Raw genomic sequence first — 19,781 nt, 5'->3', positions numbered from 1 at the left:
ACGAAGACGACGAAGACGACGAAGACGAGAAGTCTGAAGACGACGACGAGAAGTCTGAAGACGAGGACGAGTCTGCAAACGAAGGCAAGGGCAAGGCGTCGTCCAAGCGGGCCGTCAAGGCCAAGTCGACGGCCGCTTCCTCCGGGAAATCGACTTCAGAGCCTGCCGCGGCTGAGGAGAAGAAGAGCAAGACGCCGCTGATTCTCGGGCTCGTCGCGTTGGTCGCCGCAGGGGGCGGGTTTGCCTGGCACTCACACCAGAAAGCGCTGGCGGAGCAGCAGGAGCAGAATCTCATCAAGAACTGCAAGAAGGAATCACTCAAGGCCGCTTGCGAAGACTTGTGCAATCGGACCCCTCCCGATCAGGAGGCGTGTCTGATCTACGCAAAGGCCTTGGACGAAGCGGGACAAGAGCCGGCGAAGGTCCAGGAGCTCTTCACCAAGGCGTGTGATGGCGGCGATATGGAGGGCTGCGCGCGACTCGGCCGCGCGCTGCTCAACGCAAAGGGCGACACCAAAAACGAAAAGCAAGCTGCGGAACTCTTCGACAAGTCGTGCAAGGGCGGGAACGCACTGGGCTGCGCTGGTCGGGGACACATGTTGCTGCTCGGCCTTGGCGGTCTGAAGAAGGACGAGAAGGCTGGTTTCGCTCTGGCGGAGAAGTCCTGCGGCGATCTCGAACCGCGCGGCTGCACCTTGCTCGCCACTGCGTTCTTGAACGGCGTTGGGACCAAGAAGAACCCGGCGAAGGCGTTCGAGCTGTTCGACCAAGCGTGCGAGAAGAAGGTCGACCGCGCCTGTCTAGGAAAGGGCGTGATGTTGTTCGAAGGCATCGCCCAGGACAAACCGGATCCGGAAGCCGCCGTGAAGCTCTTCAAGCAAGCCTGCGAGGGCAAGGAGGCGAAGGAAGGCTGTGTGCACCTGGCGCTGGCCTATCTGTCCGGACGCGGTGTGGAACGAGACCCCGCCAAGGGCATCACCCACTTGGAGACCGCGTGCGATGAAGCTCCGCCGGCAGGCTGCGCTGAGCTGAGCCAGCTGTATATGACGGGCACCGGCGTGAAGGCGGACCCGAAGAAGGCTGGCGAGTTGCTCGGTCGGGCGTGTGAGAACAAGCACGTCGCTGCCTGTCTCGCGCTGGGGAAGGCCAAGCTCGTCGGAGCGATGGGTTTCGACAAGGAAAAAGACGGGCCTGAAGGCGCGAAGGTGATCCGCCAGACCTGCGACGACGGCGATACCGGTGCCTGTGTGGAACTTGCGACGCTCGAACTCCAGGGTGTTGGCGCGATCAAGCGCGACGGCGCGAAGGCAAAGGAGCGCGTCAACAAGGCGTGCGAGGCTGGCAGTGGGCGCGCGTGCACCGTGCTGGGCGGTATCATCGCCCAAGGCCTCGACGGGGAGAAGCCAGACCCCGCAGCCTCCGCCAGCTTCTTCAAGAAGGCTTGCGACAACAAGGACGGCGACGGCTGCGCGTTCTACGGCGCCCAGCTCGCGGACGGTCGCGGGATCCCAAGGAAGCGAGACAAGGGGCTCGGGCTCATCAAGCACGCCTGTAAGGACCTTGGCAGCATCCAAGGCTGCAGCATGTACGCCCAAGCGATGATGCTTGGGGGCGGCGGCAAGGAGGGCGAGAAGGAAGGCCTCGAGCTCGCTGAGCAACTTTGCGTGCAGGGCGAGTTGCGCGCCTGCATCTTGGCTGCCGGTGGGCATTTCGACGGCCGCGGAGCGAAGCGAGATCAAGTGCGCGGGACAATGTTCATCCTCGCGGCATGCGAAGGTGGATTCCCGCCGGCGTGCGAGATGAAGAAACGCATCCCGAGCGACATCGTGCGCAAGGCGGAGCGCAAGATTAAGAAGAACACGGACGAGGCGCTGGCGAAGATCAAGGAAGCGCAGGGCAAGCAGGGACTCGCTGGTGGACTCGGAGGCGGCCTACTCCCGGGCGCGCCGATCGCGATGCCAAGCGGTGCTCCTGCGCCCAGCGGAGGCACGGCCCCAGACGCTCCAAAGCCGGACGACGACGAGGAATGAACCCCGGGACAAAACCCGAGGGATCGTAGGCAACTCAGGCATACTGCTGCGACACTCTTGGGGGGAGGATCAGTAAATGGAGCGGCTATCGGGACTAGATGCATCGTTTCTCTATCTAGAGACACCCCAGATGCACATGCACGTCGCGATGGTCGCCGTGCTGGATCCTTCGGAAATGCCGGGCGGTTATTCCTTCGAGCGGATGACCGAGCTGATCGAGAGCCGCATCCACCTCGTGCCGCCCATGCGAAGGCGCCTCTTGGAGGTGCCATTCGGCTTGCACCACCCGCTCTGGATCGATGATCCCCACTTCGACATCATCCACCACGTGCGACGAGTTGCGTGCCCCGCTCCCGGAGGAATGCGGGAGCTTGGCGCTCTAGCTGGCCGAATCACCAGCACACCTCTCGACCGTTCACGCCCGCTGTGGGAGGCGTGGGTGATCGAAGGCCTGGAGAACGGGCACGTCGCGATCCTGTGCAAGGTCCACCATTCAACGGTGGACGGCGCAAGCGGCGCAGGTCTGTTGGTCCACCTCTTCGACTTGCAGCGCCAAGTGTCCTCCCCCCCTGCTCCGCGAAAGAAGCCTAGTGAGGAGCTGCCGTCCCACGGCGATCTGGTGCGCTACGCGCTGCTCTCTCGAGTGAAGCAACCGGTGGAGGCGGCGAAGCTCGCAACCAAGACCGCGCGCGCCGTCTCGGATTTGATCCGTTATCGCCGCGATCCCGAGGTGGAGCACGGCGCCGCGCCGCTCACCGCACCGCGCACGCACTTCAACGGGGCGATCTCCGCCAAGCGCAACGCCGCCTTCTCTCGTCTGCCGCTGGATGGCATCAAGACCATCAAGCGGGCCTTCGACTGCAAGGTGAACGACGTCGTGCTGGCGGTGTGCGCTGGGGCCTTGCGCCGTTACCTCGCGGCAAGAAACGAACTGCCTGAAATCCCGTTGATCGCCGCGGTGCCCATCAGCGTACGTGCTTCGTCGGAGAAGGGTCAGTCGAACAACAAGGTGAGCGCGATGTTCACGTCGCTCGCCACCCATGTCGAGGACCCAGGGGAGCGGCTCTTGACCATCGCCGCAACGACCCGCGGCGCGAAGGAAGAGCACAACGCCATCGGCGCCGACATGTTGCAGAACTGGGCGGAGTTCGCTGCCCCCACGACCTTCAACTTGGCAGCACGCTTCTACACACGGCTCAAACTCGCAGATCGACACCGACCGATTCACAACCTGGTGATCTCCAACGTGCCCGGCCCGCCGTTTCCGATTTACATGGCGGGGGCAGAGCTGGTCGCGGCGTACCCCATGGGGCCGGTTATGGAAGGCGCGGCGTTGAACATCACCGTGATGAGCTATCAAGGTTCAATCGACTTCGGGTTCATGGTCGCGGCGGACTCGATGCCCGATGTGTGGGATCTCGCGGACCAGGTGGAGCCGGCTTACCTCGAGCTCATCGAGTCCGCTCAGAAGCGCGCCGAAGACCTGGCACAAGACGCCATGATTGCCGCGCAGAAAGCTTCAGCGAAGGCGCGCAGCGCCCTCGAAGTCGCCGCCAGCGTGGGTCAAGTAGCCAAGGAACTGGGCGTGGCCACGGCTGAGGAGGAAGAGCCCACTCAGGACGCTGACGACGCCCAAGTCGACGCGTGAGCCTCTGAAATGGCGACGACGAAGCGCTCACTCGAGGACGCGGAGCTGTTACGATTCCGTCCGCCGCCCAAGGCTCAGGTGAAGTTCTTGATGGCGCCGAGCCGCGCCTATTTTCGCCCGCAGTTCTTTGGGTTGGAACACGTCGACCCCAAACGCCCCGCGCTGCTCGTGGGTAACCACACGCTGATCGGCGTGCTCGACGCTCCGCTCTTCGTAGCGCAAATCTACGAAGAGCGTGGGGTGTGGGTCAGGGCGCTTGGTGATCGCTTCCACTTCGCCGTGCCCGGTTGGCGCGACATGATGAAACGGATCGGCGTGGTCGTCGGTAGCCCAGAGACCTGTGCAGCCTTGATGCGTGCTGGAGAGCACGTGCTGGTGTTTCCCGGCGGCGGTCGGGAAGTGGCCAAGCGCAAGGGAGAGGCGTACGAGTTGATCTGGAAGGAGCGCGTCGGCTTCGCTCGGATGGCCATCGAGCATGGCTACCCAATCTTGCCCTTCGCGGCGGTCGGAGCCGAGGAGTGCTTCGACATCGTGTGGGACGCGGACGACGTACTGGAAAGCGGCGTGGGCGGTCTGCTGAAGAAGACGCCGCTCTACGATGCCATGCGTGGCGGTGACGCCCTGATGCCGTTCGTGCGCGGCTGGAAAGGCACCCCCTTGCCAAAACCCGAACGCTTCTACTTCGCGATCGGTGAACAGATCCCGACGGAATCGTTCGGGCGCGACACGCGCAGCATCGGAGCGCTACGGGACGCCACGCGCGAGCGCGTGGAGGCATTGATCGCCGAACTGCAAGCACGGCGCGCGGCAGACTCGAAGCCGGGCAAACGGCGTAGGCCACGTACCTCGCGCTAGCGCTGCTTGCTCGTCCGCGTGCCGTGGAGGCGCCATGCGAGGAAGCAGCTCGCGCGGTACAGCACCCACGTGGGCCACACCAAGATCAGGAATACTCGCAAGCTGAGGAGCAGCACGAGACCGCCCCCCCACAGCAGGCTTCCTCGAGTGATCCCTGCGATCACGTCGCCGCCGGCGAGCAGATGACTGAGTCCATAGAACACCAGCCACAAGCAGGCCCCTACGCCCAGCGCCCGCCAAGGCGGCGCTTCGCCAGTGCGCTTCGCAGTGGTCACCTGTAGATCTCCGCTGGTAGCGCCGTGAGCATGGCCAGCAGCAGCGCGTCGCCAAGAGCGCCGGCGACAGCATGCCGCACGCCGCTGGAAGTTTCCGTCGGGATACCGAAGAGCGCGGCTGTGCGGTATCCCTCGATAAACATCTCTTCCGCTCCATGAGCGCGCGCGGCGCCCAGCGCAAACCCCGAAGCTCCCACGGACACCCCGAGTACGATGGGCCCAGCGTTGCCATCGCCCGAACCGGAGTACCCGGATGCGTACTCCTTCACCGCACCAAACCCCAAAAAGCTTCTGCGGCCGTCGGCGGCTAACCCGCGAAACAGCTCTGAAGAGAGCTCCGGCGTCGCGAAGGAGAGGAAGTACGAAGAGACTGCAGTGCCTGAGCCGCGCGGTGCGTCCTTACGTTTGCACCCACCAGAAACGAGCCGCTGCACCAGGTAGCCGGTCGGATCCAACGCACACTCTCGGAAGCGCTGGGACCACTTGCCCATTGCTGCGCGCTGCGGCCTGCCCACCGCCCAATCGTGCAGGCCAATCGAACCAGCGACCGCGGCGACATCCGGCGGCCACGTTTCCCCAGGGTACGTCTCGATGAGCCCAGTAGGTGACGCGAATAGCCGCGCCGCGAGGTCGCGAGTGAGCCGATCGTGGAGCGCCGCGAGCGGCGTCTCCGGGTCGAACTTGCGGAGCATTCCAAGCCCCAGATTGATGTAGCCCAGGTAGGCGTGCCCCGCGCCGGGTGCCATGTAGCGAACGCCATGCTGGCCATACACCTTCGCCGCGTAAGTCAGCGTCTGTGGGGCCACGAGGCGCTCTGCGGCGCGGCGCATGGCGGGCAAGAACTCGTCTCGGAGCTCTGGATGAGCGGATACGACCTGCCCCAGGCCGAGCAGGGTCATCTGGTAGATGGCGATCGCAGACTGCCCATCGAACCGTGACATGCCGCTGCGATAAAAGTCGGGCTCCGGTTGCTCCAGCGTGGCCTTGGCGACGCGACGAGCGAGCGCTACTTGGGTCGACTTTTCCCCCTGGTAATACGCCTTTGCCTCGGTACCGATGGTTGCGCGAGGTAGCGCTCCTAACCCCAAAATCAGGCAGAGGCTGAAGAGGACTAAGCGAATGCGCCCCGGGAGGCGCTGCCCAGAGCTGTTTCCGCGCGTTGAGTCGGGTGGAGCGGCAGAAATAACCGCTTCGGCTTTCGTGCCCTCAGGCTCTGACTCAGCAGTCGTCGGGGACCTCGGCGTGGCTCAAGACACCCAACGTAACCGACCAGCGCGGTTCCCCGGCTTTATTTCCCTGGTAGGTCACGATACCGAGGGCGGTCGGAGAGGCCTTGGTCTGCGCGAAGGCGCGCTTCATCACGTTGGCGAGGCTACAGCGCGGCGGGCGCACGGGTGTGCCGGAGCAATCCGAGCGAGTCATTGCGATGGTGGTGTTGCCAAACTGGGTCGCGGAAACCAGCACGCAGGTGCTCGCGTTGACGAACTGAAACGTGGCCGAGTTCGTCATCGACGCGCTCATGTCGATCATTCCGTCGGACTTCACGCCGTTCGCCGTAATCAAGGCGACTTTCAGGCCAGGATTGACCTTCTCTGCGGCTTTGAACGCGGTGGACGCCTCCGACGTAACGTCGAAGCGCGTGTTAGCAGTACCGGTTGGCAAGCCCGGCACGTTCGCGACGGGCAAACCCGGGTCATCGTCAGGATCATCCGGATCGGCGGTGGGCGTGTTCACCACTGGCTGGTTCGCGCTGCTATTCGCCTGACCGACGAGGGAAAGGCCGAACGAGAACACTAGGATCATCGCACAAATCAGCACGAACCCACCCACGGCGACCAAGATGTACGGAATGGGTGACGAGCGCTCGGGCGCTGCGGGGGGTGACAAGTGCAGGGAGCCGCCAGTCGGGCCGACGCCATACCCACCGCTCATCACCTGACCACCCATGGTGCCCGGAGGGTGACCGCCAAAACTTGGTGAGGTCCCGCTTGGTATCTGTCCCCCAAGGGTGCTCGGCACAGTAGGAGGACGCCCGTAGTGCGGTGTGACATTGCCCACCGGCGGACGACCGCTGCTGCGGGCACCAAGCCCCGCCCAACTTCCCTGCGGAAGTGATTGGGAAGCGAGCTCCAGCGCCTGCTTCATCTCGCCGGCCGTCTGGTAGCGCTGCTCAGGGCGCTTCGCTAGGGCGCGGAACACCACTTGATCGAACACCGGTAGCAGATCCCTACGCACGGAAGTCGGCGGCGGGGGCGGCTGCTTCACGTGCATGTCGAGCAAGCTGTACAGGGTGGGCGCCTCGAACGGACGGGCACCGGTCAATAGCTCGAACAGGATGATGCCCAGTGCGTAGATGTCGCTGCGATGGTCGATGTGCTGGCCCTGAGCCTGCTCAGGGGACATGTAGTGGGGCGTGCCCAGGATGGATCCGGTGCGCGTCGCGTCACTGCCAGCACCAAGCTCCGGTCGCAGTTTCGCGATTCCGAAGTCGAGCACCTTGGGCCGACCTTGCGCCGTCACGAAGATGTTGTCGGGCTTGAGATCGCGGTGCACGATGCCCGCTTGATGTGCGGCCGCCAACGCATCGAGCACCTCGAACATCAGCGTCATCACGCCGCCCACCGGTAGCGGTGAGCGCTCGCGGATCACCTCGGAGAGCGACTGCCCATCGAGGTACTCCATGACGATGTACGGGCGTCCATCGCTGAGCGTCGACAGATCCACGATGTTGACGATGCTCTCGTGGCGGATCACGTTCACGGACCGCGCTTCCGCGAAGAAACGCTGAACCAGCGCCGGGTGGTGAGCACACTCCATACTCAGCACCTTGATCGCCACGCGGCTGCCAATCTGCGGATGAACACCCTTGTAGACGCGCCCCATTCCGCCCACTCCGAGCAGCGCGGCGATGCGGTAGCTTCCAACCATTTGCCCGAGCAACGGCTCGGTCAGGTTGTCAGATAGAGGATTGCCGTCGCTCGGGCATTGGCCCGGCGCCTGAAAGCACTGACCGCACTCAGGACAAACGAACATCGCTCGCAGCGAGCATGGCAGAACTGGACAGTGAGGGCACCCCCTGTCACGAAACCTCGCGAATGATTACGGAAGCTCGCGTTCGCTACCCGCGAGGGAATGCGAGCGAGCGGCTTGCCGCTGCGTGCCTGGCTACTCGGTGTTCTGGAAACGCTGAGGGAAAGGCGGCCGGCCGCGCGCGGTCGCCCACCCCGCCGCTGGGCGGTCGGCTTGGTAGTCCGCCTGGTAGTCGTAGTACGCGAGGACGAACAGCAAGGCGCCGCTGAGCATCATGCGCCGATGCAGGCCCATCGCCATCGCGCGCCCCCAGCTGTCCGTTTGAGCGCCACCGGCCAACTCCTGCCAACGCTTGATGTAGCGATCCGTCAGCCACAACAGAGGCGCTCCCAGAAACAGCAGCCTTGGGTAGTAGCCAAGCGCGATACCGAGCACCACGCCCGCCATCGCGAAACCCATCAACCAGCGGGCCACGCGAATCACTCCGACCGCCCCTTGGCTCACAACAAGCGTCGAGTATCCGCGCTCGGCATCCTCCCGCTGTTGGAACGCTTGGGCGGCGAAGAAGGCGCCTAAGATCCACGCGGCAAGGAGCAGCAGCGTGACGAAGCCCCGGGCCGTAGGAGGCAGCCCAGTCTGAGCGAACCCGGCGATAGGAGTCAGCAGCCCGTAGCCCGCCAAGTTCACGAACGGCCCACCCCATGCGTGCCCCTTCCAGCGGGTTCGGGGGTGAGAGTACAGCACCGCCAAGATCGCCGCTCCGCTTGCACACAGCACTCCCGGCCAGCGACTGAAAGCGCTCACCACGACGGCTGAAGTCAGAGCGAGGTAACCCGCCACAGCGGTTCCGCGAGGCAAAGCTACGGGAGAGGGTTGAAACAGGACCTCGCCCTGGTCGTCGTCGAGCACCGCGTTGAGCCACAGGCTCCCTGCGTTGAGCAGCCACCAGCTGATCAAGATCACGACGAGCCCCGAGACGCCACGTGGTCCCATACCCCAGTCCCAGAGCGTGAAGCCGTATCCGATCAATACGATCCACGACAGCCAGAAGGCGCCCTGAGGTCGCGACAGTCGCCACAGCGCGCTCAGCGTATCGCGCACACCAACGGGCCGTTGCCGGTCGTCCTCCGGAGCGTGGTCGAGGCTGTCAGCTCTGAGGTTCAAGGGCTAGCTCGCCGCCTCCTCTTCGAGGTCGAGCTCCGACGCGCTCCCGCCGGCCTGACGCACGGCCTCCACGTAGCCCGACGGGTCCAACTCCTCGTAACGATGTCGATCCGAGTCGTACCAGAAGCGCTTTTCGGTGGAGCTGCCGCGGATGCCAGCTTCGATGAGCGGCGCTTTGATCGGACGGTAGCCATCCGTGAGGGCGATCTGCGAGCGCACGCGGATGATACGTGGCCGCGCACGTAGCGGCAGCTGTCGCTCGATGACGTCCAGAATGGCGCCGGGGTCCAGGCGCGCGTCACCTTGCGGCACCACGGCAGCAACCGGCATCTGCCAGGAAGTACCGGGCACCCGCAAAGCGTACGCCACGGCGAGGCCCACCTCGGGCAAATCGTACAGCGCGTCCTCGATCTCGGTGGTCGCGACAGGACCCGTTACCGTACGGATCATATCTGAGGCGCGGTCCACGTACCAGTAGTCACCGTCGTCGTCCCTGCGCAGGATATCGCCCGTCAAGAACCACACGTCGTCGGCCTCGAAGGCACCCCGCACGATGCGCTTCGCGGTGTCGGGGTCTTGAGCGTAGCCGGCGAGCGTTGCTGAAGGATGGGTCGAGTCGACGCGGGAGATCATCATCCCCCACTCGTTTTCTTTGGTCGGGACGAGCCAACCGCGGGCGTCCTTGATCAGCTCGCCACGGTCGAAGTCGTAGCGCACGATCGCCATGTCGGTGGCGCCAGGCAGCGGCCGCCCCAGGGCGCCGAGCTTCTTGCCGGATGCGTTGGCGAGCACCGCGTTGCCTTCACTGGATGCATAGAACTCCAGCACGCCAACCCCAAAGCGATCTTGAAGTCTGTACCAAACGTCTTTGCGCATCCCGCTGCCCGCAAACAGTCGTAGGGGATTGATATGCTCCGAAGGCGCAACGGGAGCGTTGACCAGCTCGCGGCACATCTCGCCGGCGTAGAAGACGACGGTCGCGCCGTAGCGACGTACTTCCTTCCAAAATAGTTCCGGGGTGAAACGACTGGCCAACGCGAGCCGTGCACCACCGACCAACCCACCTCCGACGCTCACCAGCATGCCTGACTGATGATGCAATGGCAGGCAGCAGTAGACCGTGTCCTTCCCGGTGAGCGTACAAGCGGCGGCCGCGCCATACGCCGAGAACGCCCAACGCCGGTTCGTGATGCGTGCCGCTCGAGGCTTCGAGTAGCGACCCGAGGTAAAGATGATCATGGCCAGATCACCCGACTTGCCCGGGTTCGGTTCGTACCAGGCGGGGAGCTCGACACGATCAGGATCGATCTGCTCCATGTCGATCACGCCAGCAGTCGAGTTGCGCACTCGCCCACCACCACCCAGCACCAGCACGTCGCCCTGGAAAGAGTCCCGCGCGAGCTCCGCGTGCCCCGGGTCACTCACCAAGAACTCCGCTTCGCCCATCTCCAGGCACTTTGACAGCGCGATGCGCGAAGACGCCGGGTTCAAGAGCACGGCGATCGCGCCAATGCGGTTCAGCGCCGCGACCACCGAGAGGTAGCTCGGTCGGCCTTCCATCAACACGCCAACGCGCGTTCCACGCCGCACCCCGCAGGAGATGAAGCCACGCACGACGTGATTCACCCGGCGGTCAGCGTCCGCATAGGAAAAGGCCCGCCCGCGGAAGAGGAAGAACGTCTGCTCTGGGATGTGCTTCGCCTGGCGCGCGAGCACTCCAGCCATGCTGATGCGCGAGTCGGGGCCCATGCGTCGCAGCTGGCTCAAGCGAGGCAGCTGAAAGCGCAAGTTGTCGACAGCATCCGCTGCGTCCTCGAAAGCGTGCCCCAGGCGCTTCCACGCGGAAGAGACCGCGCTAGCCGCGGTATCGACGAATAGGTCAATATCCACGTCGAGGTCGAAGCCACCGACTTCGTCGTCGTCGTCGAGGTACTCGGGTGCTTCCGGCTCTGCGTGTGGATCGCTGATTAGCAGGGGCTGCTCTCCCAAGCCTTCGCGCCAGCGCAGCCACTGCACCACGCTCGGCCACGTTTCCCTGAGGGACGTCGAACCAACGACTAGTCCAAAGTGGCCTGCGGACAGCGGGATCTCGAACACCTCCGCGTTGGGTGCGGCGTTCGCAATAGCTCGCACGCTTGGGGGCCGGGCGATGTCGTCGCGCTCTCCAACGAAGGCCAACACTGGGCAGCGGATGTCAGCCAACGTCACGCTTCGGCCGTCGATCACGAAGCCGCCCGACGCTAGGCGGTTGTGCACCACGAATTCATCAATGAACTTCCGCAGCGCCGGACCAGGCCACGCAACGAACCCCTCACCCCCTAAAAACCTGCGGCGGCTCTCGCGCTTTTCCAGCGCTTGGCGGTCATGCAGGTTGCGCACGAAGTCCACTAGCTGCTGGGCTTCCTTCACGGGCGTGAGCAGCTTGAAGCCGGTGCTCGTGAGGATGCCTGGCAGACCCTCCATATGAGTCAGCGGATACTCGATCAGCGTCCGCGCCATTCCGATCACGCGCTCTGCCACCTCATTCGAGAGCGACGGTAGGTTGGCGTGAATATCCACGGGGCTACCAAACGTGATCACCGACGCGAGGTGAGCGGACTGAAGGTAAGCCGCAGCTTGATACGCGAACATCCCACCCTGGGAGTAGCCAGCGAGGTGCACCGGGGCGCCTGTTTGCTCGGCGACCATGCGGATGGCCTTGGCGACCGCGCGCACGTGATCATCGAGGGTGCGCTCCATGCCCCCTTCTTCGCGTTCGGGCGCGCCAAAATCGATCACCCAAGGATCGATGCCTTCGTTGGTCAGCACGCCGACTGCGCTCAGCTCGGGTGATACGTCGTAGATCTCCGCCGTGAGCATCAATGGCGGGATGAGCACGAGGGGCGCCTTCACGCGGGTTCCGCTCGGATGCTTCACGCTGGCGTAGCGACGCAGCTTGAACATCCGCTCTTGGTGGACCACCTCGAAGGTTGCACCTTGGCGGGGTGTCAGGCGCCCGAGGCGTAGTACCTCCATGGCGTTCTGCGCGCCCTTGCTGACGCGCTTGAGGCCTCCCCCAAATCCTCTGGGTCGTGAATGACGTCTGGCCATGTGAGTCTTTTTGCGGGCGCTTTGACGAAACGCTGACGGCGATTAGTGACTGAACACATCGCGTCTCCGGACGCGATGGTGGGCGAACCCCCAAGCGCTCGAGAAGCGCGAAAAAGCACACTAGCCGCTCCCTCGAGCCTTGTCGATTGAGCGAACGAGGACTGAGAGGGGATGGGCTGGCAGCGCCCGAGTCGTTGTTTGTCCGCGCCTGCCGAGCCCTCGTTGTGGCCGACTGGCGACTTCAGCGCCGGCCAGTCGCTTCGCCGATCGTGCCCGGTTGGGCGACGAGACCAGGCTGAGCTATGGGGCCGCCATGGACAGATCGCGATTGAATCAGGTCTTGGATGGACTCTGCGCGTCGGACGACCCTCGGCTGCGGCAAGGGGCCGCGGTTGTAGTCGACGCGTTGCTCGAGCTGCCCCTGGAGGAGCTGGTCGACCTGCCACGGGTCGGTGCCCTCGTGCTGGTCGCGCTTGGCGGCGAAACGGCGTCGCTGTTGGTCGACGAGCACGTCACCCCTGGCTGGTACCGTCAGCTCGAGCGCTTCGATGAGAGCGAACAACGCGTGGGGAGCCTGATGAGCGACACGAGCTGGGCAGCACTGGAAGAGCAGCTGTCGAGCCTGAGAATTCCCCAGGGCAAATGGGCGGAGGACATCATCGATCCGAAGCTCATGCGGGAGCTGCTCTCGCCGGTGGTGCAGAGCACACTCCAAAGCTTCGCGAAGCGACTGCCCGGCGTGGGTATCGGTACCGGCATCGCGGCCGCCGGAGGCAGCGCGCTCTCTGGCTTGGCGCGGGGGCTCAAGAGCCGTGTCGGCGAAGGAGCGAAGGGCATCTCCGACGTGGGCAAGAGCGTGGTCGGAGGCCTCGAGGGTCGCATGCAGAAGGTCGTGACAGATTTCAGCCGGACCGCCCAAGACGAGTTCCGCGCGGCAATGATTGAGAGACTCAAGAGCGACGATGGGCAGGCGTTGCTTCAACGCATGCGGCGTCACGCGCTGCGCGCCATCCGCGAGGTGAAGGTCGCGGACATGATGCGAGACGTAGAAGACGTGCGGAGCATGGCCGCGGAACTTGCGCCCGACGTGCTACGTCACAACGCCCGGGGCGAGGCGCTGAGTAAGGCCGTGTTACTCGAGGTCAGCGCGTTTCTAGACCATGAGGGAGCACGGCCCTTGTCCGAACTGCTGGAGGAGACCGGCGTCTCCACGGAGACCCGTGAGGCCATGATCGAGCGCGGACAGCGCATCGCCCAGCATCTGCTCGGCCACAGCGCGGTACGAGATTTCCTCGCTGAGCTAGCGGCAGCCCCAAGCGATGAGTGAAGCAAGCCTGGTGCTGCAGCAGTGAGCGTGCTGCAGCGCAGTGAGCGTGCCGCTGCAGCTGGTGCGGCCGCCTAGCGACGCCCTTTGAACCCCATCATCCCCTGCACGACCGACTCGCTCTGCTCGAGGATTTCTTGTTCCTGCTCGGCGATCTCTGCGCACTCCTCGCAGAGCTTCTTGGTCTTACCGTTGACCTTCACGGACACGACTTCGTCGACCTCTTCACCGCAGGCTTTGCAGACGGGCATGACCGCGAAGGTTAGCACACGTCACACGCGCGCAGGCGGACCGGCTTCTGGCTCATGGCGACCAGCAGAGGTGAGCAAGGCGGCCTGGGCTGTCTCAAGGAAAACCAAGTAAAAAACGCGGTCGAACACCCGAAGGACTGCGGAACTTGCCGCATCAGCGAGCGGCCTCGTCTAGCCGCGGCGCCGGAAAGCGCGTCTCCGCCTTCAGGCTGCTCGTGAGCTGCGCGACAAAGTTCGGTGACTATTGATCGCGTCGAGGAAGGCGCGCACCCTATCAAACTGAGTCCACTGTGTAGCCGCCCGAGCGACGCTGCGGCTCCTTCAAGGCCCCCGCCCTCAAAGATGCCCACCTGTCCCAAATGCCGAACCGTCTATCCCGAAGGCGTCGCCAAGTGCGGCCATGACGGCGAGACGTTGCTCCCGGACGCCGCGTTCGCAGGCGTCGATCCTGACCTCACGCCAGGCATAACTGTCGGCGAGTACGAAATCGAAAAGAAGCTTGGTGAAGGCGGCTTCGGTTCGGTCTACGCCGGCGTTCATCCGCTGATCGGCAAGCGCGTCGCGGTGAAGGTCTTGAACCGCGAGTACTCCTCGAACCCGCAGATGGTCTCGCGTTTCATCGCGGAAGCGCGTGCCGTCAATCAGATCCAGCACCAGAACATCATCGATATCTTCGCGTTCGGTAGCCTGCCAGACAAGCGCCAGTACTACGTCATGGAGCTGCTGGATGGCGTACCGTTCGACGAGTACATCCAGCGCAAGGGTCGCTTGAGCCCAGAGGAGGCGGTACCGATCTTGCGTCAGGTAGCGCGCGCGCTGGACGCAGCTCACGCGAACGAGATCGTGCACCGCGATCTCAAGCCAGAGAACATCTACATCGCCTTCGACTCCGAGGGGAAGCCGACGCCCAAGCTCCTCGACTTTGGTATCGCCAAGCTACTCGGCGACCACACGAGTGGCCACAAGACAAACACCGGCGCCCCGATCGGTACGCCCTACTACATGTCTCCGGAACAGTGTCGCGGTACTGGAGTTGACCACCGCACGGACATCTACTCGTTCGGCGTCATGTGCTTCGAGGTACTAACGGGTCAGCGCCCGTTCGTCTCCGACCAGATGCTGACGTTGATGCTCAAGCACATCAACGAACCGCCACCAGCAGTGAGCGCGGTTGGAGGTCTCCCCGCGGAACTGGACGCGCCCATTCAGCGCATGATGGCAAAGGATCCAGCCGATCGCCCTCAGACAGTCTCGAGGGCCCTGGAGGAGCTAGCAGCGGCCGCGCAGAGCGCCGGCATGAGCGTGACCGTGAGCCCACTCTCGGGCGGCGGGCACGCGATGCCGACTCCGCGCTTCGGTGTGCTCGATCGAACCGAGCTCGACACCGAACAGATGTCGCCCTCGATTCAAGGACAGCTGCAGAAAGCCGCGGGCGCGTCCACCCAAGCGCCCCTGGCGGTCGACACGGGCAGCCCGAAAAAGAGCTCTCGCATGGCGCTGTTCGCGGTGCTTGGTGTACTCGTGCTCGGCGGCGCCGGCGCCGCTGTGTTCGCCCTACGCTCGAATCATCCACAGGTCACAGCGGATCACCTCGCGGAAACGGCAACACCGACGCCGTCTACAGCGCCCACGGCCACGGAAGCGCCTGCCGCACCTCTGAAAAGCGCAGAACCAGAAAAGCCTGAAGAGCCGGAGAAGCCGACCAGTGTGCGCTTCACCGTCGACTCGAAGCCGAAGAGCGTCGAGGCGTACGTGGACGGAAAGAAGATCGGCTCCTCCGACGAACCGCTCGAGTTGCCGTACGGAGACAAGGAAGTCGAAATCGAGTTTCAGGCGCCCGGCTACCTCTCGAAGAAGGTGCACGTGAAGCCTGACGTCGGTGGCGTGATCAGCGTCACGCTAGCCAAGATCGTCCAGCGCACACAGACCAAGAAGAAGGGCAGCGGAGACTTGGAGAACCCGTTCTGACTCTGCGCGGCGCGAAAGCACCGACGCATCGACCATCTTTGCTTAAAGGCACCCCGCGGGTGCAGGTTAGGGGCCATAACTTGACCAGAACAAGAATGAGAAGGTTTGCAGGGCTTTTCACCTGGCTCGGCACCACCCTCACGGGTGTGGTGCTCGCGAGCTGTGCGAACCTCAACACGATCGAGAGCGGAGAGTGTGGCAACGGGGTGATCGAGCCTGAGGCCGGGGAGGAGTGCGATTCGTTTCCCGAAGGAAACTGCGCACCTAAAGGCTCCGAGAATCAGTGCCGCTACCTCTGCACCACCGCAAGCAGCCAACCGGGTAGCGAGACCGTTAACTGTCCCGCCGGCTTTGGCTGTGGGACCGATGGCGTCTGCCGACGCGCGTCCGGAGATTACACACCGGGCAGCGTCTTGAGACAGGGCTACACCCTGCGCGTCGAGAGCGGTGACTTCGACGGCGACGGTCAGTCCGAGATCGTGAGCGTGACCCCCACCGAGCTCGGCATCCACTTCTTGGATGAGCGCGGCAACCAACAGGCCCAGACGGACGTCAACGGCGCCGCCATCGTCCCGGCCATCGGTCAGCTCACGGGAGACAACCTATCCGATCTGGTCGTGCTCCGCTCGGAGCTTGGCGGCGGCTTGAACGTGCTCAGGGGTCGGCGCGACGGCACGCTACAACCGACCGCCTACTCTCCGTTCGACGTGGGAAACGTCGAAGCGGAGGTGGTGATTCTCGAGGCAATGCAGACCAAGGTGAATATCGGTCCTGACATCTTGGACATCCAGGGTGACGAGATCCTGATGCTCACCGAAGACTTGATGTTCACCGCGTCGGACACGGTGGATTTGCTGCTGACCTTGCCGGGTCCAGTGTCAGGCCTCGCGGGACATCCAGCGGTCGGCAATCTCGACGAGCGCAAAGTGCAGTCGCCTTGCGAAGAGCTGGCGCTCGCATACGAAGGAGCCAACAGCGTCTGGGTCTACACCCCGTGTTATCGCGACGGTGCGGCGCTCAAGTGGAACTCCTACAGTGCGGGTGAGGGTTCCCCGCCGGCGCGCACGCTGCCTGCGGTCAAGCTCCCCGCCGGCCGCGTCATCAGCAGCGGCGTCAAGCTTGCCGACTTCAACGCGGATACTCACCTCGACATGTTGATCGGCGCGGAGCCAACCGGCAATTCACCGTGCATTGGTGGCGATTCGGAGCTGTTCATCGCGTTTGGCGTTGGCGACGGCACTTTCCACTCGGATTCTGACGTGGCGTCCCTGACGGGCTCCGGAGATGGCAACGCCGTGTCCATCGGCAGCAGCGTCGTATGCTCCATGCCTCTCGCGTTGGGCGACCTGAACAGCGACGGAGTCGTCGACTTGGTTCTCGAGAACTCGGTGCTCGTCAGCGACACCGGCACCATGACGGGACCGCTCGGAGGCGCCGCCTACAGCCTGACAACGGCGAACTTCGAGGCGCCCTGGACCTCCGCGGTGGTCGCGGACTTGAACGCCAACGGCATCCCCGACGTGGCCACCATCAGCGCGGGCTCCAATACGATCGATTTCTACAACGGCGTCGGAGACGGGCGCCTGAACCGTTTCCAGATCCAGGCCCGTGGTGAACCCAGTGAACTCACGGTGGGCGACTTCGACGGCGACCTGGTCAACGACCTCGCCTTCAAGGAGCGTGGTCCCCACGGAAACGTCGGCGCCGGTGTCGAAACGGGGGATTCGCTCTCCATCGCCTTTGGGAACGGTTTCGGTGGACCCGGCGAACCGATCAGCATGGGGCGCCTCGCCCGCATCGACCGCGTCGTGAGTGGAAACGTGGAGGAGCTCTTCTCCGATGGCATCGCCGATCTGCTCGTGCTGTCGACTTCGGAGACTTCCGACGGCCGGAGCATCGCTCTGCTCAACGGCAGCAGTGACCGCCAGCTCGTGTCTCCCTTCTACCTGAACGGCGACAGCGACACGGTTCCCGTGCGCGCGGTGATCGGCGAGTTCACGGGAGACGATCACAACGACATCGCGGTGCTTGCCTCCACCACGGACGCCTTCGACGGAAACTACACCAACCACGTGTGGCTCCTACCGTCCACCGGGGAAGCCGCCATCGACTCCACCAAGGTGTTTACCAGCCAGCCCGTTTCTACCCTGGAGTCCGGAGAGAACGCGCTGACAGCAGCGGTCGACCTCGACGGTGACGGGGTCGACGAGCTGGTCGCGTTCGTGTGCAACGGCACCTCCACCGGTGGTGTACTGATTGTCGCTCACGTCGTGGACAACGGCTTCGTGCTCGATGATCCCCAGTTTACTGATGAGAGCTACTACTTCGATCCCCTGGGAAACGTCACGGGTGGTCCGGTGCCCGGCCCCGAGCCGGCGAACCCCGACGGCAGCACGAGCACCGGCTACGTGGTCTACAACGGCCAGATCCTCGTCCAAGACGTGGATGGGGACGGCAAGAAGGACATCCTCGCGCTGGGCCTAGCCGCCGCGGGAGACGACGGCATTCCGGAACCCAAGATCGTGTTCTTCAAGAACGAAGGCAACGGAACGATCGACGCGTCAAAGCGCATCGTCTTCGCCAACCCAGGCGACGTGGACCCAGGTTCCTTCGCATTGACCCAAGCCGACACCGATGCCTCACCGGAAGTCGTACTGCTCGGCGCCGAAGGCGGCTGGGTAGCCGACTTTGACTTCGGCAAACACGAACTGGTGAACGCACGCAATCTACCCGCGATTCGCGGCGGCAACAGCGTCGTCAGCTCGGACTACAACGGCGATGGCGTCCCTGACCTCGCGGTTGCTGGCGACGGCGGCGTCCAGGTGTTCTTGGGTAAGGCGGTGATCGAATGAGACGCTTCTTGCTGACTAGCCTCCTGGCGACTGCCCTGATCAGCGCGCCTTGCCTCTCGACCTCGAGCGCACAAGCTCAAGCAGAAGACGTGCAGAAGGCGCGCACGTACTTCAACGCTGGCGCGCAAGCCTACGAAGCCGGCGAGTACCTGGCCGCGATCCAGGCCTTTGATCAGGCGTACAAGTACTCTCCACGCCCAGCGATCCTGTTCAGTGCGGCTCAGGCGTATCGCCGTCAGTACTTCATCGACAAGAACGCACAGAACCTTCAGCTCGCGATCAAGAACTACCGCAGCTACCTCTCCAAGGTTGCTGAGGGAGGTCGGCGAGCCGACGCGGCACAAGCCCTCTCGGAGCTGGAGCCCATCGCCGCGCGCTTGGCCGCGAGCGCCACCCCAAATCCGGAGAACCCCGACGCGCCCCCCCCGCCCGCTCCGGCGCCGATCATCCAGCAAACCCGCTTGATGGTCTCGTCACAGACCAAAGGAACGCAGGTGCAGCTGGACGGCGGCGCAACGAAGCAGGCGCCGTTGATTGCCGAGGTCAAACCAGGCAAGCACAAGGTCAGCCTATCTGCGCCAGGGTACTTCCCTGAGGAAAGAGAAGTGCAAGCCGCGGAAGGTGGCATCGTCGCCGTCGACGTGCGCCTCCGCCCCCAACCCGCAAAGATCAGCATCACCACGGAGAGCGGCGCCGAAGTCCGCGTCGACGGCAGGCCGGCTGGGGTGACACCGCTCAACGGGCCCCTGGAGCTCGAGGCGGGGACGCACCTGATCACGGTGAGTCGCACGGGTCGGGAACCCTACTCGAAGGAGCTCGACCTGAGCCGAGGCGAGAAGCGCACGCTGAACGTGGATTTGGAGGTCACGACCCAGCGCGTAGCCAGCTACGTCGTGCTCGGAACGGGTGTGGCAGGGCTCCTGACCGGCGGCGTCTTCACCTTCCTCGCGCTACGCCAGGAAGGCAAGGCGCAAGACATCGATGATCAACGGAGCAGCAGCAACATCACACGCGCCCAGGTCCTGGAGTACGAAGACCACATCGCGAAGCGGGACGATTTCCGCACGGCATCGGTTATCGCGTATGGAGCAGGCGCGCTGTTGACCGCCACGAGCGTGCTCTTGATGTCTTTCGACGACCCGAAGATCAACTTCGACCAGCGTGAGCGCACCCCCAAGACGAAGACTCAAGAAGAAGAGGCGCCTCAGCCAAGCATGGAGATGTCCGCGGCGCCGTTCTGGGGTCCTGGCACTCTCGGAGGATCACTCCACGGCCGCTTCTAGGTGCCATTCCC

13 protein-coding genes are annotated in these 19,781 nt (G+C 64.0%); 7 read left to right on the top strand and 6 right to left on the bottom strand.

Going from position 1 to position 19,781, the window contains the following annotated elements; genetic code table 11:
- The 3 genes from H6718_24725 to H6718_24715 form a co-directional block, all read left to right on the top strand.
- Nucleotides 1-2,030: SEL1-like repeat protein (locus H6718_24725; protein ID MCB9588638.1), on the top strand; the 2,030-nt coding region annotated here is incomplete at its 5' end.
- 76 nt (nt 2,031-2,106) lie between these two features.
- Nucleotides 2,107-3,678 carry a wax ester/triacylglycerol synthase family O-acyltransferase gene (locus H6718_24720; protein ID MCB9588637.1) on the top strand — a complete coding sequence of 524 codons (1,572 nt, stop codon included), beginning with the start codon at nt 2,107-2,109 and terminating at the stop codon, nt 3,676-3,678.
- 9 nt (nt 3,679-3,687) lie between these two features.
- Nucleotides 3,688-4,533 carry an acyltransferase family protein gene (locus H6718_24715; GenBank protein MCB9588636.1) on the top strand — a complete coding sequence of 282 codons (846 nt, stop codon included), beginning with the start codon at nt 3,688-3,690 and terminating at the stop codon, nt 4,531-4,533.
- Here H6718_24715 and H6718_24710 read toward each other — a convergent pair.
- From H6718_24710 to H6718_24690, 5 genes are all read right to left on the bottom strand, one after another.
- A complete protein-coding gene (locus tag H6718_24710; GenBank protein MCB9588635.1) occupies nt 4,530-4,808 on the bottom strand; it encodes a hypothetical protein in 279 nt (92 codons plus the stop codon). The two genes, H6718_24715 and H6718_24710, sit on opposite strands and share 4 nt — an antisense overlap.
- Nucleotides 4,805-5,896, bottom strand: a complete 1,092-nt coding sequence (locus H6718_24705; GenBank protein MCB9588634.1) for a hypothetical protein — start codon at nt 5,894-5,896, stop codon at nt 4,805-4,807. The genes H6718_24710 and H6718_24705 overlap by 4 nt, the downstream gene beginning before the upstream one ends.
- A 130-nt stretch (nt 5,897-6,026) precedes the next feature.
- Entirely contained in the window at nt 6,027-7,841 is a 1,815-nt protein-coding gene (locus H6718_24700) for a serine/threonine protein kinase (GenBank protein ID MCB9588633.1), read from the bottom strand.
- A 132-nt stretch (nt 7,842-7,973) separates the two neighbouring features.
- On the bottom strand, nt 7,974-9,002 hold the full coding sequence (locus H6718_24695; GenBank protein ID MCB9588632.1) for a UbiA family prenyltransferase: 1,029 nt from the start codon (nt 9,000-9,002) through the stop codon (nt 7,974-7,976).
- A gap of 3 nt (nt 9,003-9,005) precedes the next feature.
- A complete protein-coding gene (locus H6718_24690; protein ID MCB9588631.1) occupies nt 9,006-12,092 on the bottom strand; it encodes an alpha/beta fold hydrolase in 3,087 nt (1,028 codons plus the stop codon).
- Nucleotides 12,093-12,405: 313 nt separating this feature from the next.
- Between H6718_24690 and H6718_24685 the strand changes: the two genes are divergently transcribed.
- Nucleotides 12,406-13,419 (top strand): hypothetical protein, encoded by a 1,014-nt coding sequence (locus H6718_24685; GenBank protein ID MCB9588630.1) that lies wholly within the window; start codon nt 12,406-12,408, stop codon nt 13,417-13,419.
- 71 nt (nt 13,420-13,490) lie between these two features.
- On the opposite strand, the gene H6718_24680 is transcribed toward H6718_24685, so the two are convergent.
- Nucleotides 13,491-13,667, bottom strand: coding sequence for a hypothetical protein (locus H6718_24680; GenBank protein ID MCB9588629.1), 177 nt, complete (start codon nt 13,665-13,667; stop codon nt 13,491-13,493).
- Between the two features lie 342 nt (nt 13,668-14,009).
- Here H6718_24680 and H6718_24675 point away from each other — a divergent pair, with 342 nt between their 5' ends.
- The 3 genes from H6718_24675 to H6718_24665 all read left to right on the top strand — a co-directional run bounded on the left by H6718_24675 (nt 14,010) and on the right by H6718_24665 (nt 19,770).
- A complete protein-coding gene (locus H6718_24675; GenBank protein ID MCB9588628.1) occupies nt 14,010-15,635 on the top strand; it encodes a serine/threonine protein kinase in 1,626 nt (541 codons plus the stop codon).
- 95 nt (nt 15,636-15,730) lie between these two features.
- Nucleotides 15,731-18,487 carry a VCBS repeat-containing protein gene (locus H6718_24670; GenBank protein ID MCB9588627.1) on the top strand — a complete coding sequence of 919 codons (2,757 nt, stop codon included), beginning with the start codon at nt 15,731-15,733 and terminating at the stop codon, nt 18,485-18,487.
- Complete coding sequence (locus tag H6718_24665) at nt 18,484-19,770, top strand: PEGA domain-containing protein (GenBank protein MCB9588626.1); 1,287 nt, start codon at nt 18,484-18,486, stop codon at nt 19,768-19,770. Before H6718_24670 ends, H6718_24665 begins: the two co-directional genes overlap by 4 nt.
- Nucleotides 19,771-19,781 lie beyond the last annotated feature (11 nt).

The organism is Polyangiaceae bacterium (assembly GCA_020633205.1).
Classification (GTDB): Bacteria; Myxococcota_A; Polyangia; order Polyangiales; family Polyangiaceae; genus JAHBVY01.
Note: the sequence above shows the minus strand (reverse complement) of the source record. Positions and strands in the feature narration are given on the sequence as shown.

Coding starts and splice junctions, on each gene's coding strand:
- H6718_24720 (MCB9588637.1), top strand. CDS start 2,107: ATGGAGCGGCTATCGGGACTAGATGCATCGTTTCTCTATCTAGAGACA.
- H6718_24715 (MCB9588636.1), top strand. CDS start 3,688: ATGGCGACGACGAAGCGCTCACTCGAGGACGCGGAGCTGTTACGATTC.
- H6718_24700 (MCB9588633.1), bottom strand. CDS start 7,841: ATGTTCGTTTGTCCTGAGTGCGGTCAGTGCTTTCAGGCGCCGGGCCAA.
- H6718_24690 (MCB9588631.1), bottom strand. CDS start 12,092: ATGGCCAGACGTCATTCACGACCCAGAGGATTTGGGGGAGGCCTCAAG.
- H6718_24685 (MCB9588630.1), top strand. CDS start 12,406: ATGGACAGATCGCGATTGAATCAGGTCTTGGATGGACTCTGCGCGTCG.
- H6718_24680 (MCB9588629.1), bottom strand. CDS start 13,667: ATGCCCGTCTGCAAAGCCTGCGGTGAAGAGGTCGACGAAGTCGTGTCC.
- H6718_24675 (MCB9588628.1), top strand. CDS start 14,010: ATGCCCACCTGTCCCAAATGCCGAACCGTCTATCCCGAAGGCGTCGCC.
- H6718_24670 (MCB9588627.1), top strand. CDS start 15,731: ATGAGAAGGTTTGCAGGGCTTTTCACCTGGCTCGGCACCACCCTCACG.
- H6718_24665 (MCB9588626.1), top strand. CDS start 18,484: ATGAGACGCTTCTTGCTGACTAGCCTCCTGGCGACTGCCCTGATCAGC.